This is a genomic window from Mycoplasmopsis hyopharyngis (genome assembly GCF_045276885.1).
Lineage (GTDB): Bacteria > Bacillota_I > Bacilli_A > Mycoplasmatales > Metamycoplasmataceae > Mycoplasmopsis > Mycoplasmopsis hyopharyngis.
On the sequence record NZ_CP174164.1, the window covers coordinates 712,595 to 728,701 of the forward strand.

General features: G+C 22.9%; 12 protein-coding genes, 1 CRISPR repeat array and 1 riboswitch. Of the genes, 7 read left to right on the plus strand and 5 right to left on the minus strand.

All coding sequences use genetic code 4. From position 1 onward, the window contains the following. The first annotated feature begins 288 nt into the window (after window positions 1-288). From cas1 to ACJA25_RS02955, 5 genes are all read left to right on the plus strand, one after another. Window positions 289-1,170, plus strand: coding sequence for a type II CRISPR-associated endonuclease Cas1 (gene cas1 / locus ACJA25_RS02935; RefSeq protein ID WP_406615204.1), 882 nt, complete (start codon window positions 289-291; stop codon window positions 1,168-1,170). Then, window positions 1,130-1,486 (plus strand): CRISPR-associated endonuclease Cas2, encoded by a 357-nt coding sequence (cas2, locus tag ACJA25_RS02940; RefSeq protein WP_406615206.1) that lies wholly within the window; start codon window positions 1,130-1,132, stop codon window positions 1,484-1,486. Before cas1 ends, cas2 begins: the two co-directional genes overlap by 41 nt. A 2-nt stretch (window positions 1,487-1,488) precedes the next feature. Beyond that, complete coding sequence (locus ACJA25_RS02945) at window positions 1,489-2,253, plus strand: hypothetical protein (protein WP_406615208.1); 765 nt, start codon at window positions 1,489-1,491, stop codon at window positions 2,251-2,253. Window positions 2,254-2,262: 9 nt separating this feature from the next. Next, window positions 2,263-4,282: a CRISPR direct-repeat array (repeat unit 36 nt; unit sequence GTTTTATTGTCGTACAATTCTTTAGTAATCTATAAC). A 174-nt stretch (window positions 4,283-4,456) separates the two neighbouring features. Beyond that, window positions 4,457-4,681, plus strand: a complete 225-nt coding sequence (locus ACJA25_RS02950; RefSeq protein WP_406615210.1) for a hypothetical protein — start codon at window positions 4,457-4,459, stop codon at window positions 4,679-4,681. 209 nt (window positions 4,682-4,890) lie between these two features. Continuing rightward, entirely contained in the window at window positions 4,891-5,484 is a 594-nt protein-coding gene (locus ACJA25_RS02955; protein ID WP_406615212.1) for an Mbov_0400 family ICE element protein, read from the plus strand. A gap of 51 nt (window positions 5,485-5,535) precedes the next feature. On the opposite strand, the gene cas9 is transcribed toward ACJA25_RS02955, so the two are convergent. From cas9 to cypl, 5 genes are all read right to left on the minus strand, one after another. Continuing rightward, the gene (cas9, locus tag ACJA25_RS02960) at window positions 5,536-9,033 is read right to left on the minus strand and encodes a type II CRISPR RNA-guided endonuclease Cas9 (protein WP_406615214.1); all 3,498 of its coding nucleotides are present in this window, start codon (window positions 9,031-9,033) and stop codon (window positions 5,536-5,538) included. Window positions 9,034-9,258: 225 nt separating this feature from the next. Continuing rightward, a complete protein-coding gene (locus ACJA25_RS02965) occupies window positions 9,259-9,819 on the minus strand; it encodes a hypothetical protein (RefSeq protein ID WP_406615216.1) in 561 nt (186 codons plus the stop codon). A gap of 478 nt (window positions 9,820-10,297) precedes the next feature. Then, complete coding sequence (locus ACJA25_RS02970; protein WP_406615218.1) at window positions 10,298-12,058, minus strand: ABC transporter permease subunit; 1,761 nt, start codon at window positions 12,056-12,058, stop codon at window positions 10,298-10,300. Beyond that, complete coding sequence (locus ACJA25_RS02975) at window positions 12,031-12,768, minus strand: ATP-binding cassette domain-containing protein (RefSeq protein WP_406615220.1); 738 nt, start codon at window positions 12,766-12,768, stop codon at window positions 12,031-12,033. The genes ACJA25_RS02970 and ACJA25_RS02975 overlap by 28 nt, the downstream gene beginning before the upstream one ends. Before the next feature lie 13 nt (window positions 12,769-12,781). Next, window positions 12,782-14,020, minus strand: coding sequence for an ABC transporter thiamine pyrophosphate-binding lipoprotein p37/Cypl (gene cypl / locus ACJA25_RS02980; protein ID WP_406615222.1), 1,239 nt, complete (start codon window positions 14,018-14,020; stop codon window positions 12,782-12,784). Window positions 14,021-14,071: 51 nt separating this feature from the next. Beyond that, a riboswitch (TPP riboswitch) is annotated at window positions 14,072-14,161 on the minus strand. 76 nt (window positions 14,162-14,237) lie between these two features. Here cypl and tapR point away from each other — a divergent pair. Both tapR and tyrS read left to right on the plus strand, forming a co-directional pair. Next, window positions 14,238-14,849 carry a TyrS-associated PheT N-terminal domain-related protein TapR gene (tapR, locus tag ACJA25_RS02985; protein WP_406615224.1) on the plus strand — a complete coding sequence of 204 codons (612 nt, stop codon included), beginning with the start codon at window positions 14,238-14,240 and terminating at the stop codon, window positions 14,847-14,849. A 10-nt stretch (window positions 14,850-14,859) separates the two neighbouring features. Further along, window positions 14,860-16,095 (plus strand): tyrosine--tRNA ligase, encoded by a 1,236-nt coding sequence (gene tyrS, locus ACJA25_RS02990; RefSeq protein WP_406615226.1) that lies wholly within the window; start codon window positions 14,860-14,862, stop codon window positions 16,093-16,095. The last annotated feature ends 12 nt before the right edge of the window (window positions 16,096-16,107 follow it).

The window sequence follows — 16,107 nt, forward strand, 5'->3', positions numbered from 1 at the left end:
AAAATTAGACTCGAAACTAAAAAATGCGATTCTAAAATGAAATACCAAGCACATACAAAGTTGCTTGGTATTTTTATTACTGGTTAAAGCTAACAATAAAGATAAATTCAAAATTTGAGCCAATAAGAAATAATGCTTTGGAGTAAAAAATATCTTAACAAAGCCTTCAAAAATGTTGTGTTAAAATCTGGTGGGTATAAATACCCATAAATTACTAAAGAATTGTATGGCAATAAAATGTTCATCTTTTATTTAAAGTTTATTTTAAAAATATTCAAGAAAGGAATTATGTATAAAAAAATTATTGAAATTAATGAAAGTAACTATGCAAAACTTTTTTTGGGAAATTTAATTCTATATAAAGAAAAACAAAAAATCTCTATACCAACTCAAAATATTGATACAGTAATTTTTGAAAATCAAAATTCAACAATTACATTGCCATTAATTAATGAGTTAGTTAATAAAGGTGTAAACATTATAATTTGTGATAAACAACATTTACCTAATTCATTAATTATTCCTTTACAAGGACATTATAATAGCAAAATTTTACAAAATCAAATTTTATGAGATTCAGATTTTAAAAATTCCGTTTGAACAAGAATAGTTAGTCTTAAAATACTAAATTCATTAAATCTATTAAAAAAGTTAAACTTATTAAATTCTGAAGATGAAAATACTTTATTAAATTATGCAGAAAATATTAAATTTATGGATTCTACTAATCGCGAAGCTCATGCTGCTAAATTGTATTTTAAGCTTTTGTTTGGGAATAACTTTAATCGCCAAGATGAAAACAATCTTATAAATAGATATTTAAACTATGGCTATTCAGTGCTTATGAGCTATATTACAAGAAGTATTATTTCAAAAGGTTATGATTGTAGAATTGCGGTTTTTCATAAAAGTTTTAACAATTATTATGCTTTATCCACTGATTTAATGGAACCATTTAGATGCTTGATCGATAAACTAGTATATGAATATTTTAAAAACAATGAATTTGTTAATTTTCAAGAATTTAAAGAAAAACTATTTTTAATATTTTTTGATCATATTAGTTATCAAAATAGAAATATTACTGTTAATGAATACATTAATTATTTCACTACCACTTCATTAGAAAATGAAGTATTATCAAGTTTTATCATTGATTGAAACTTCTAATAGATATATGAGAATCATTATTATGTATGATATTTCTACAATAGATGACAATATGATTAAAGAATATAACAAGTTCAGACAGGAATTATTAAAATTAGGTTATTTTATGATTCAATATTCCATATATGTAAAATGTTTAACAGCTCATACTCAATATCAATATGAAAAACAAAAACTTTTAAAAGTTATTCCTACAAACTCAAATATCCGAATAATGCTTATAACAGAATCTCAATATCAAAACATTGAATTACTATCCGGAGAAAAATCTTTAAATGAAATTTTCAATAATAATGAAAGATATATTAAGTTTTAAAAATGTTTAAAATTAATAAATTTCCGGAAGAAGTTTATTTAGATTTTGAAGGTATAACTATTATTGAAACTACAAATAAAGATTTGTTTTTTAGAAATTTATATGAATATGAAAGAACTGCAAAAAACGCTGCATTTCAAATCAATAATCTTTCTTACTATTTAAATGACTGTATTCAAATTAATCAACTAACTAAAATTAGTGACTTATTTAACTTTAATGTTAAAAATGTGTTAGTTAACAAAATCTTAGAAAATGAGTATTGAAATCAAGAATCTATTATCAAACATGAAACCTTAAATACTATACAAGAAAGCTTAAATAGGTTTTTAGGTTGAAACTATGTAAACATAGATATTGATTTTTCAAAAATGTATAAATTATTGTTTTCTTTAGATGAAGATTTTTTTGTAACCAAAGAAGTTTTTTATAAATGGCTAGATTCTATGAATTCTAAAACTAAAATGACTATTATTATTTCTAATTGACCTGATATTCAAGTGCAAGAATTATTGAAATATACTAATACTTTTAACTTTATTATTATTACTAACGAAATTTTTAATACTTGTAAATCTTTTGAAGAATTAGAATTATCATTTATATTTAAAAATGATCTAACACCACATCACATTCATAGCAAAACACCTATAGAAAATTGAATCGAAAATCAATACCAAATAAATGAAAGTCAATTTTTTGAGTTAAAAAACAATAAAGAACAATGGAATAAATGCATATTTGATATAAAAAATAAACTTTTTTAATAAAATGACGTTTTATTGTCGTACAATTCTTTAGTAATCTATAACTAAATCTGTTGTTGACTCTTTTGTTTCTCCGTTTTATTGTCGTACAATTCTTTAGTAATCTATAACTAAAAACATTAAAATATATGGAGATTTAGAGTTTTATTGTCGTACAATTCTTTAGTAATCTATAACAATAGAAATGAGATAGAGATAAACAAAAAGGTTTTATTGTCGTACAATTCTTTAGTAATCTATAACGTATATATTGGTGTTATTTCTCCAATGTCCGTTTTATTGTCGTACAATTCTTTAGTAATCTATAACATATTGTAATGGTAATAATATTTTTGAATAGTTTTATTGTCGTACAATTCTTTAGTAATCTATAACTTTATATTGTAATGGTTATAGTTTTGAGTTGTTTTATTGTCGTACAATTCTTTAGTAATCTATAACAATTTTTATTTTTTTGTTTAATGGGGGTGTGTTTTATTGTCGTACAATTCTTTAGTAATCTATAACACAAACAGATATGTTATAGCACCTTCAATTGTTTTATTGTCGTACAATTCTTTAGTAATCTATAACTTTGAACATTAACTTAAAAATACTATATAAGTTTTATTGTCGTACAATTCTTTAGTAATCTATAACCTTAAGTTTTTGCTTCCGAGTTCTGTTGTTGTTTTATTGTCGTACAATTCTTTAGTAATCTATAACTTTTAAAGAGATTACAAAATTGAGAGACAAGTTTTATTGTCGTACAATTCTTTAGTAATCTATAACTAAAATTAAATATTTTGCGACAACCGAGCTGTTTTATTGTCGTACAATTCTTTAGTAATCTATAACCATATAAAACAAAAAGAAAGAACCCATTTAGTTTTATTGTCGTACAATTCTTTAGTAATCTATAACTAAGGAAATTTAAAAATGAATAATAAAGAATGTTTTATTGTCGTACAATTCTTTAGTAATCTATAACGTTTTTCATTGTTGAATGTCCAATCAGTCCGTTTTATTGTCGTACAATTCTTTAGTAATCTATAACTCTTGTAGCTAAAGTTTTTTATTTTTTCACGTTTTATTGTCGTACAATTCTTTAGTAATCTATAACCATTTTAATAAATTAGAGTTTTTTAGTTTGTGTTTTATTGTCGTACAATTCTTTAGTAATCTATAACGTTTGGAAAATGGAACTAAAAGAAATTATAGTTTTATTGTCGTACAATTCTTTAGTAATCTATAACTATATTACTTAATTAATTAGTTGCTTAATTGTTTTATTGTCGTACAATTCTTTAGTAATCTATAACTTTATTATCTAATGGCCATACTTTTGAGTTGTTTTATTGTCGTACAATTCTTTAGTAATCTATAACGAATGTGCTTTCCTAATAGTATCTATATAAGTTTTATTGTCGTACAATTCTTTAGTAATCTATAACCATATAAAACAAAAAGAAAGAACCCATTTAGTTTTATTGTCGTACAATTCTTTAGTAATCTATAACTAAGGAAATTTAAAAATGAATAATAAAGAATGTTTTATTGTCGTACAATTCTTTAGTAATCTATAACGTTTTTCATTGTTGAATGTCCAATCAGTCCGTTTTATTGTCGTACAATTCTTTAGTAATCTATAACTCTTGTAGCTAAAGTTTTTTATTTTTTCACGTTTTATTGTCGTACAATTCTTTAGTAATCTATAACCATTTTAATAAATTAGAGTTTTTTAGTTTGTGTTTTATTGTCGTACAATTCTTTAGTAATCTATAACGTTTGGAAAATGGAACTAAAAGAAATTATAGTTTTATTGTCGTACAATTCTTTAGTAATCTATAACTATATTACTTAATTAATTAGTTGCTTAATTGTTTTATTGTCGTACAATTCTTTAGTAATCTATAACTTTATTATCTAATGGCCATACTTTTGAGTTGTTTTATTGTCGTACAATTCTTTAGTAATCTATAACTATAACCTTTCTATAATTCAATGTATTTTAGTTTTATTGTCGTACAATTCTTTAGTAATCTATAACTATTTTTTAAATACTTTAGCTTAATTTATTGTTCTATTATCTACAATTATTTTCTTAGGATGGCCTCATTTTCTAAAAACTCTTTCAAGAAGATTTTGATACCTTGCCAAAGGTTCTACACCTTTTTCTCAAAAAATATCCAATTTTATTGGTTCCTATTGAAAGATTAGAAAAATGCAATTATGTATTTGAGTATCAATTCTTGTTTTGATATTATCAGCAATAAATATTTATTGTTTAGCTTTGAATAAAAAGAAATCAGATAAAGAAGATAAATTGTCTGTGAAAGAAATTGAAACCAAAGAAGTTGAAATAATAGAAGTAAAACAAGAAGAAAATATTGAAAAACACAATCTTAATGAAAATAAAGTAGAACAAAAAAATAAAACAAAAAAATAATTTTTTTAAACATATGTTTCATATCGTAATCAAAGCGTCGTACCAGGGGAGTTTGTTAAATTAACCTGAGTGTTGTATATAAATCGCTAAACTCCAGCAATGGGGATGGGAAGAGAGTGTCTACACATTTAGGCGCTTCTCTTTTTGTTTCTTTTTTGTTTTATTGATATAAATAACATATTGTAAAAAACTATTTATAAGGAGAAAAAATGCAATTTGTTCGATGAAAAGAAGAAAAATACTTTCATTTTAATACTAATTTTTCAAAAGAAGGTCAAATAATAAGAAAAAATGAACAATCTATTACTCACCCTGTAATTGTTTTTATGACCAATACAGATGTTTATTTTCTTAATGCTAGGTCAGCAAAAAACACAAGATATGAATGAAGAAGAAAACAAGGTTCAGAATTTTTAATAGAATTTAACAATAAAAAACCTAGTTATGTAGATATGTCATCTATTCAAATTATGAATAGAAATGACTTTTTTAAGATTTATGTGAAAGACAAAGTACTTAATTTAAACAATTGTGTTTCTGAACAACAAGAAAGAGAGTTTTATTTTGAATTTAGAAATTACATTTTACATAACAAAAAACTAACAATTCAATATGTTAATTTAAAGAATAAAAATACATCTAATAAAGTGATATTTTCAAACATTGATAGTGTTAATGTAGAATGAAATTTAAAAAACAAAAATAAAATATTAGGACTAGCACAACGAGAATATATCAAAAATACTTGTTTGTGTATTAGTATATCGCCGTACAATTCTTTAACAATATTAAAATCATTTTAAATTATTTAAAAAATGCAAGCTCTTATAAAAATTTAAAGTTTGCATTTCATATTATTTTATTTCTTTTTTTATATTTAAAATTCTTCCTAAATTATTTATATTTATTGGTCTAAATATTTTTAAAAATTCACCTATAGATAATATATTTCTTTTTTTCTCAAATTTGTTATTTTTTTTAATCAAAACATTTTTGTCAATAAAATTATATTCAATATTATTTTTAGTATCAGCAACTCCATTTATATAAACTATTTGATGATCATCATTAATTCACTTGTCTCCAATTAAAATAACTTGTTCTATATTGGCATTAACATCTATGTTTTTAAAAGCTTTTATTTTTCTTAAATTGTCTTCAAAATAGTTGCTTTCATCATATCAATCAATTTTTTTATCTTGAAATTTAATGATTTTAGCATTTATAGCAACTTCTTTAAAAATTTTCTTTTTACTTTTATCTTTGTATACCAATACTCCAAATGGTTTAAATGAATCTTGAAAATATTTGTTTTTTTCATTCAAAAAGACATTTATTTTTTTCTTTTCGTCAGATATATATTTTAAATTTCCAACAACTTGAATAATTTTATTTTCTTGGTTAAATAAAATTATTTTTTTTCGTTTTGTTATTTCGACATATTTCTTATCTATTCCAAAAATTTCACATTTTTCTAATAATTCATTCATATATGTTATAAAAGGATTTTGTTTTGAATTTTTTGCTATGAATTCTAGATAAATGTTGTTTAACATTTTGTATTGTTCGGGTCTTTCTTGATAAATTAAAAGACTTTGCACATTCGTTTCATTAGCTTCATTACCAAAATATTTTTTTAGTTTATTTAATTCTTCAGTTATTAAATTGATTTTTTCTATTTTATAAATAATTTCTTGATCTTCTTTATCTTCTTTATAACCGTATTTAGTTTCATTAAACAACTCACCATTGGTTTTAACTACTTGTTTTCTTGAAAATTTAATATCTTCACGATTAATATCTTTGGTTTTTTCATAAACCATATTGGCTACAGCATAAATATCAAAAATTTTGTTATCGCTTTTATTATTTTGAAATGATGTTAGTTCGCCAGTTAAAATATCCAACTTGTACACTTTTCCATCAGAATTTGTTTGAATCATATATCTAGAATTTTGATCATCTATTTTTTTAAATAGTCAATAAGCATTTTTTGAAATTAGCGCAAGAATAGTTGCATCATTAGCATGATGAACAAAATCATTTCTATCTTTTATCATATATGAAGCATTCTTTTGGGTATTAGCAATAATTTTTCTAACATATGAAGTTATGCTACCATTTAGAGTATAAACTTTAAAAGCGTTATTGTTAGCTTTTGAATATTCTATAAGTTTATCTCTAAATAATTTACTCATATATCTTGTATCATTTAAATTTCTAGCCAAGAAACCTAAGTTATTTGAACCAAAATTAGTTAAAGTAAGATTATTAAATTTTTTAATTCTCAATTCTTTTTTAGGAAGTAATTCTTTTGGCCCGTTTAAAATTTTGTCGTTACATCAAGCAACATATTCGTTTCAACCTCAATTAGGTAATTGATTTGTTTCAAAATAATCATATGGGATTTTTCTTCCTTTTGTCTGATTACTTGTTCTAAGAACTAAAACCTTATTAGCTCACGAATCATCAGCAGACATACTATAGGGGATAATGTGATCAATTTCTGCAAAAGAATTGTCTTTAACCATTTTATCAAAATCAATTTCTTTTCCTATATAAGGATCAATATGTTGTTGTTCAATTCAAAGTTTAATTTTTGACAAAGTATGAAGATTTACTTTTTCGATAAACTCTTGTGAATATCTATGTTTTTTTAATTCTTCATAACATAATTCATTTTTCTTTTGGTTTTTCTTTTGAAATTCTTGAATTTTTTGTCTTCTTTCACTTGAATTTTTTTCTCTTGCCATCTCTATAACAATATTTTCTATTTCATATTGTTTCTCATATTGCTTTTTAATTGCATTGACTATAGATATAGATTCCCTCATAGTTGCTTTAACAGCTGGGGGTAAAATTTCATTTTCTAAAAAAGCTGCACTAATATATTTGGTTTGTGGTTGTTGTGATTGTTCTTGATTTTTAATATTTAAATTGTTTAAATATTCATATTTGCAAGATTCATAATTACTATTTGTATTTAACATTTTGGGTAAAAATAAATTAATTGCCCGCAAAGACAAACTATGGGTTGTTGCACCTATAAAACTATGCGATAGTTTATTAGCAAACTTTTCAAATTGTTCTTTGTTCATATTTCAATTATTTTTTAATAAATCTAATTCAAGAATTTGAGAAATTCTTTTGTTTACATCAGGATAATAAACTAAAATTTCACAAAGTTTGTCAAAAATTGGAAGCCATTCTTGCATTTGGTCAAAATTTATATTGTTTAGTATTTCTTGATTAGTATTGTTTTCATCCAATAAAGCATTAATTAAAACACCAAAAGAGGTAATTTCAACAAATTTAGGATCTCCATTTTTATCTGTGTCATAGCCAGAAAATGTAGGATTTTCTTTATCTTTTACACAATTTAATAAAACCTTATTTTTGAGTGTTAATTTTGAAGATTTTTTTCCTTCTTTAAAAGAGCTTAATAAACTATTTAATATTGCTTTTTTGTCTTTCTCTGATAAATGTCATTTATCATCACCAATTATTCTAAGATTATTTAATTGATTCAATAAATTAAATAATTGAGCAGAAGGAGCGTTTTTAGGTGCTCTATTTTCTTCAGGAAAGAATGAACATTTTCCTATGGTTTTATCTCAAATAAAATTATATTTTTGTTCTACTTTTCCAGTTTCAGGATTTTTATTATAAACTCCATATTCAGAAGGACTATGTAAACTCCCTGGTCCTAAAGCAAAATCTCTGCATGCTGAAAAAATATTCATAAATGCTTCGTTAAATTCTGCTGATAAATAAGATTGATTTTTACTAAAAACTTCAATTTCTTTTATTCATTCTTTATTAGAAAATTGTGTAACTTCTTTAGAAAAAACATCATTAATTACTTTGTATTTATCAAAAAAGTTTTTTTGTTGTATCGAAGGAAGTTGATTAGTTTTTTCAATATCTTTTTTCTTTTTTTCCTCTTTTTCTTCAATGATTTCGTAAAAATATCCTCTATTTTCTAAATAGTCATGCAAAATTGCTATTGATTCATCTTTACTTACTTCACTATTTATTGCCTTGACTTTAAGATCTAATATATTTGAATATTCACGATTAACATTTTTAATAATTTGTTGTATTTCTTCTTTTGTTTTTACATTAAAAATGCTTTCATATTTCAAAATTAACTTATAAAATTTATTATTTCTATAAGCTTTTCTTCTAATCATTCTTCTTCTAGATCTAAAAGCTCTTCTATCTAGAGCTAAATTAGGTTCATCGAAAAGTCTTGAACCTAAATCAACTACTTTATTATTTGAATCTATAATTGATCAACCAACTGAACCAACTCCTAAATCTAAACCTATTGTAATTTTTTCTTTTTCCATAATAACCACCATTGTAAAGAAAAACCCTCGTTGAAGAGGGTACGTACGGCAGATAAATAGAAATTTATCGCCTTGTTTTATTGCGGTACAATTCTTTAGTAATCTATAATGTTTATTTTCGTACCATTATTAATGGTACCATAAAACTTTTGAATTTTAAAATATTAATTTAAATTTTAAATTCAATTACTAGTTGCTTATATTAATTAATTATTAACCTAGTTTTTATATTGTTAATCCTTGGAAAAAAATTGCTAATAATTCAAACAATGGTAATTCAAATCTAAAATCTTCTTCGTTAATTTTTCTTTTTAATTGAAATGCTTTTTTATTATTTTTTAATAGTCACACATATTGTTGCTTAGTAAATAATTCTTTTTTAAATGTTAATTCATCATATGATAAAAATAATCATGAATAAAGTAATTGTGTAAAATCTTCCAAAGTTTCTTGATTCTTTAGTTTTCAAAAAATTCATTTTACATTTAAATCTCTATATCAATTTTTAATATTTTCATAATTTTTACCAATAAAAAGAAGCAATAGCTTTTCATTTTCTTCAAAACCTGAATTTTGCTTAATCTCTTGTTCTTTTTGTTCTTTTGCAAATAATTGAAGTTCTATATTAAATTTTTCATCTATTGTCTCTTGTTTTAATTCAAAATTGCTTCATAAAAGTTCATCAGGTAAAGTGGAATTGAATTTATATCACATAGAAGTAATTTTTGAAAGACAAGAATACTTGACAATAAAAACAATTAAAACTATTAAGAAAAACAAAAACATAGGTATAAATAAAACATATATAAGTCAAAAAATCACTTCTTCAACATATTTTAAATAAAGGATACAACAGACAATTAAAAATACATTAATAAAGGCAAAACAAAAAATATACGAAAGGATTTGCTTATTAGTTTTCTTTTGAAAATTAAAAAATAAATTTTCTATTTTAATGTTGTTGTTTTCTTGTGTAAATTTTTTAAACTTTCTTTTTAATTCCTTAACCTTAGAAAAAGGATTTAATTCTATGCAATGTAAATAAAAGGAAAATATAAGCATTCCTACAACAAATAAAAGAAAAAATAAACAATAAAATAAAATTCTAACTCACATAATATTAACCTATGATACTATTTATCTTCTTAAGAATTTTATCAATTTCTCTTTCTTTATCTTTTCACCAATTTGAACTTCAAATAAAATTTTCAATTTAAGGTAAAAAAAACTAATTTACCTATAAAATAGTTAAATACAATAAACTTTATCTAATTCTAACAGCTTTTTTTATTGACTTGAAAAAAATTAACATATCAAACAAAAAACCATTTTTAGTAACATAAATTTGCTTTAGTATTTCTATAAATATATTAACACTAAAAATGAAAATCGCAACAATCCAAACAAAGGACATTGCTTGTGATAAATTGAAATTTTTTTCACTCAATTTAAAAGTCAAAATATTACCTATATACAATTCTGTGCTTAAAAAAGAATATGTTATGGAATTTCTAATTTGCCCTTCAAAGTTAAATAGCATTAATGAAATATAATCTTTTTTGACATAAGGCAAAATATATTTAAAATAAATAAATAATTTGGTATGTCCCTTTAGTCTTAAAATTTCTATACTTTTTGTATCAATGTCATTGATTATTTCATTTAATTGTTTGTCAATCTTAAAAGTTTGACTAATACTTAAAACTATAATAATCAAAGTGAATGAAGAATTAAATAAAGGATAAATAAAAAAGAAAATAATAATACTTGGTAAAAGTCTAAAAAAGCTATTAGTAATTTTAAAAAATATTACTTGTGGTTTTGAAAATAGTTTATCTGTTGTCAAGGGTAAAATAAACAATGAAAAAACAAAAGAAAAAAAGCAAATCAAAATAGCAAAAGGAATTGAATTTAAAAAAAGTGAACTTATTGCTTTATTGACATTAATTCATTCTGGTTTTCAAAAAGAATGTCAAAAATTATTTAAATGTGGATACTTTGTAATTCTAAAATCTAGTAAAGATAATTGAATGATTGAAAAAATTATTAATGAAAGTAAAATGATTAATTTCAAAATCTTTTTTCAATTAAAGTTTTGCTTAATTATTTGTTCATAATTTGTGTTTTTTATTTGTTTACTTTTAACTTTTAATACATATTTGTTTAACAAATAAAATGATAAATCTAATAAAACTAATAAACCTAAAAGCACAAATAAAGGAATTGATAATTGTTCAAACAATAATTGATCGTTGGCAAAATTAATTAATGAACCTATACCAAAAAGCCCTAGTGAAGATAAAACTGTTGTTCATCTTAAATTAAGTTCAAAAGAATAAAGTAACAAAGCAAAATATCTATTAGTGATTCTTGGAATTACTTCTTGAACAAAGGATTTTATTTTTCCTTTACCTAAAATAACTGATTTTCTATAACTTCTAAGATCAATGTTTTCTAATGTTTCAATCATATATTTATGAACTCACAATCAAGTGAATCAAACATACACTAAAAATAAAGCAAGATCTTTTTGAAATAATTTTGAATTAGCAAAAATATAAATAAACACTAATTCCGGAAAACTTCTTAACAATAAAATCAAAGCTTTTGCAGGTAATGCATAAAATTTATTCAATTGATAACAAGAAACATAACTAGTCAAAATGGAAATAATAAAACCGAAAACTGTTGCTGCTAAAGTAATGGAAAAAGTTTTTCATAAAAATTTAAAAGATAAAATTCATAAATCAGCTTTAATTCCATTTTGATAAAAATCACTAGTATTTGAAAATTCAAATATCTTTTTTAAATTATTTAAAAACAAAGAAATGCCATCTGTATTGATAGAAAAATTTAATTTAGACAAACATAGTATAAGAATTAATATAAGAGATATTAAAAATATATGTTTTCATCATTGTCTTATAACTTTTTTACTTTGATTATTTTCATTTTTAACATAGTAAAAGAAAAAGTTTTTTACTTCTGTATAGTTATTTATTTGAACATCTGTTTTATCTTGCATACATCAACTTCTTTTGCATCGATTAATGAAACATGTTTATTTTCTATTAAAACTACATAATCAAAATATTTTTGTAATAGATCTAAATCATGTGTAATCACAATAATGCTAGATTGATAAGTTAAATTAATATTTTTCAAAATTTCCAGCACATTATTAGCATTATGATAGTCTAAATTAGATGTTGGTTCATCAGCTAAAATTAATTCTGCTTTTTGAAACAAAACTCTAGCAATTTCTACTCTTTGTTTTTCACCTGTACTTAATTCACTAACTAATGTAAAAGTTTTATCAAGAATGTTTAATTCATCTAATATTTTTAATAAATCATTTTTTTGTTCTTTTGTAAGAATAGAAAAAAATCTATAAAATCAATTCTTGTATTTATTGTTCATTCTTTTTAAATTATTAAACACATTATCAAATTCAATTAAGTAACTTTCTTGAGTTAAAAAACCAATTTTATTAATTATTTTCTTGAAATCTTTTTTTGTAATTTTACAAAGATCTTTATCAAAGATTTTAACATCACCAGCTATTATTTTTTTTCTATCTAGTATGCTTTTAAAAAAAGTTGTTTTACCAATCCCACTTTTTCCTACTACTGCAACCATTTTGGATTCAGGTATATTTAAATTAATATTCTCTAAAATATTTTCATTTTTAACATATCCTAAATCAACATTTTTAAACTCAATAATATTTTTCATATTTACCTATAAACTAATTATTTTCAATAAAATTTTGCATTTGAATATACTTTCAAAATTCTTCTTTTCCACCTGATTTAAATTTGTTTCAACCAGTATATAAACCGAGGGTATTTTCCTTAAAACTTAAAGATGCAAATATATCTTGTAAAATATTTTTTTCTAATTCTTCCATTTTACTTCTCCCTAATAAAACACTATATGGAGCAACTGCTGTAGTGGTTAAAACTCTTATTTTTGCTTCTTGTTCAGTAGGATTGAAATAATTCATTTGAGGATTTTTAGTTCAATTAAAAACACCTTCAGATTCAAATGCTATATTTTTAGCAACAATATTTTTACCATCTAGATCTTTTGAGATTCCTAAAAGCTCTTTTGCCTTTCCTTTGATGTGACGTTTATCATTGGAATCTTCTAAAAATTCCACTATTTCTTTTATTGGTTTATTAAAATGTTTTGATAATAAATTGACTTGATATTTATATTTGCTACCACTTGTATTTGAACCATGAACAATTCCAAAATTGATGAATTTTTCTCATTTTTTTTCTTCTCAAGCTTTAACTATTTGTTCAAGTTGCGAATCTGTTCCTGATATTAAAATAACACCTTTATAGGTATCTGTGGTATCTTTTGTATTATAAAAAACACTATATTTTCCACCATCTCATTTTAGTGCTGGATTATCAATTGTTCAATTTTTAAACTCACCAAAACCCGATTCAAAATATACTTTATTTTGTTCGGTTGCTAATTTTCTTAGTGGATCACTTATTGTTCCATCTATATATTGAACATCTGTTTTTTCTTTGTCTCAAATAAATCTAAATGTTTCAGTTTGACAAAGAAAATGTAGTGGTAAATTTTCAAATTTTTCTCTTGTATTAAATTTATAAGCAAAAGATGAATAAGGTAAAAAACCAATGTCAACATTTTGTTTTTTATTGCTTACTAAATCTGTAAACAAAACTTTATCATTGTAAACTCTAAACTCAAATTTAACATTTGGATTAATTTTTGAATATTTATCTTCTTTTGAAACTAAATTTTTTCATTTATTTTCCAAAATGGTCAAAAATTCTTTTTGTCCTTTTTCATCTCATCCTCCATTGCCTCCATCAAAACCAATTTTTATAGTTTTTATTTCATTTGCATTTTTTGTAAAAAAGCATTTTGACGATGAGAAAATTGGTAAACAACCAAGTATTAATGTTGTTGAAAACAACAACATTTTTTTATTTTTTAAAAACATAAAAAAATCTCCTCTTTAAACAATAAGAAGAAGATACCTTAAATTTTATTGAAAAATAAAATATAAACTCACTACGCATATATTAATATGATCAGCTCTGAAGGTATAATCTCAGCCTAAATGGCACCCTTGTTTATATTCAAATTATATTACTAATAAAAGCTATTATTAATAGTAATAGTAAACGTTATTATTTAATAGTAAAATTAGTAATATTATGTCAATATTTTTTAACTTTGATAAAAATTTTGAAAAACAAGCTTTAATTCTTGTTAATTCAAATATTAAAATTTGTAAAACAATAGATACAAATGATGGAATCTTTTTTGTTGATGAACAATCTAATGTTCATTCTTTTAATTCATTAAAAGCAAATAATTTTAAAAAAACACTTGAAAAAACTAAAAATTATTCAATGACTCATCTTGATTTAGCAGATGAAGAAAAATTTAAAAAAATTGTTAAAAAACATAAGTTAAACATTAAATTGGAAGAAAAAACTTATTTTACAATCGGCAAAATTATAAAAAGATATAGCCATCCAAAATCAGACAAACTATTTTTATTAGACATAGATATAAATGAAGAAAAACCAATAACTATAGTTACTAACACATTAGAATCGACTGAAAATAAAATTGTAGTAATAGCAAGATTAGGTGCGATGATGCCAAGTGGATTAGAAATAAAACCTAATAAAATTATGGATTTTGAAAGTAAAGCAATGCTTTGTTCATATAAAACTTTAGGTTTAAGTAAAGAAAAAGAAGGAATAATAATCCTAGAATCTAAATTTGAAAATAAAATTGGACAAGAATTTGATTTCTAGAAAGGCAAAAATGAATATTTTAGAAGATATTACAAAAAGAGGGATTTTTAAGCAAATAAGCAATTTGGAAAAATTCAATTCACTTGTTCCTGAAAATACAGGAGTATATATTGGTTTTGATCCTACTGCTAAAAGTTTACACTTAGGTAACTATGTACAAATTTCAATTTTAAAAAGATTCCAAAATGCGGGTTTTAAGGCATATGCTCTAATTGGTGGTGCTACTGGAATGATTGGCGATCCATCTTTTAAGGATGCTGAAAGAACTTTATTAGATAATAAAACAGTAATCGAAAATAAAAACAATATTAAAAAGCAATTAGAAAAATTTGGTTTGACAGTTCTTGATAATTATGATTTTTACAAAAATATGAATGTAATTGACTTTTTAAGAGATGTTGGAAAACTTTTAAATGTATCATATATGCTTTCAAAAGATTCGGTAGCTAATAGAATTAATTCAGGTCTTTCTTTTACAGAATTTTCATATCAATTATTACAAGGCTGAGATTTTTATAGTCTTTACAAAAAGCATAACATTTTACTTCAATTAGGTGGATCAGACCAATGAGGAAACATTACTTCTGGTTTAGAAATTATTTCAAAACTTGAAGGAGATAACCATAAAGCAGTTGTAATTACTTCGAATTTACTACTTGATGATAATGGTAAAAAATATGGTAAATCTACTGGTGGTGGTTCATTATGATTAGATAAAAAAATGAACTCGCCTTATAATATGTATCAATTTTTACTAAATCAACCTGATTCAAAAATTGAAGAATTGTTAAAATGATTAACTTTTATTCCTTTAGATGAAATTGAAAAAATAATTAAAAAACATAATGAAAATCCTTCATTACATTATGCTCAAAATATATTAGCTTCAGAAGTAATTAAAGATATTCACGGTTTAGAAGAATTGGAAATTGCTCAAGAAATTACTAAAATTTTATTCGATAAAAATTATGATTTAAAACAACTGAAACCATCATCATTGAAAAAACTTGAACCTTATTTGCCAACTGTAACTTTAGAAAAAAATATGAACATAGTTGAACAATTAATTGAAGCAAAAGTTATCTTATCAAAAAGAGAAGCAAGAGAATTTATTAACACTAATGCTTTAAAAATTGATGGACAACCTTTGCTAGAAAATACAAATTATGAACCAAAAAATTATGAAGGTAAATATGCTTTTTTAAACAAAGGTAAAAAGCAAATTTGATTAATTAAAACTAAATAATTTTACGCATTA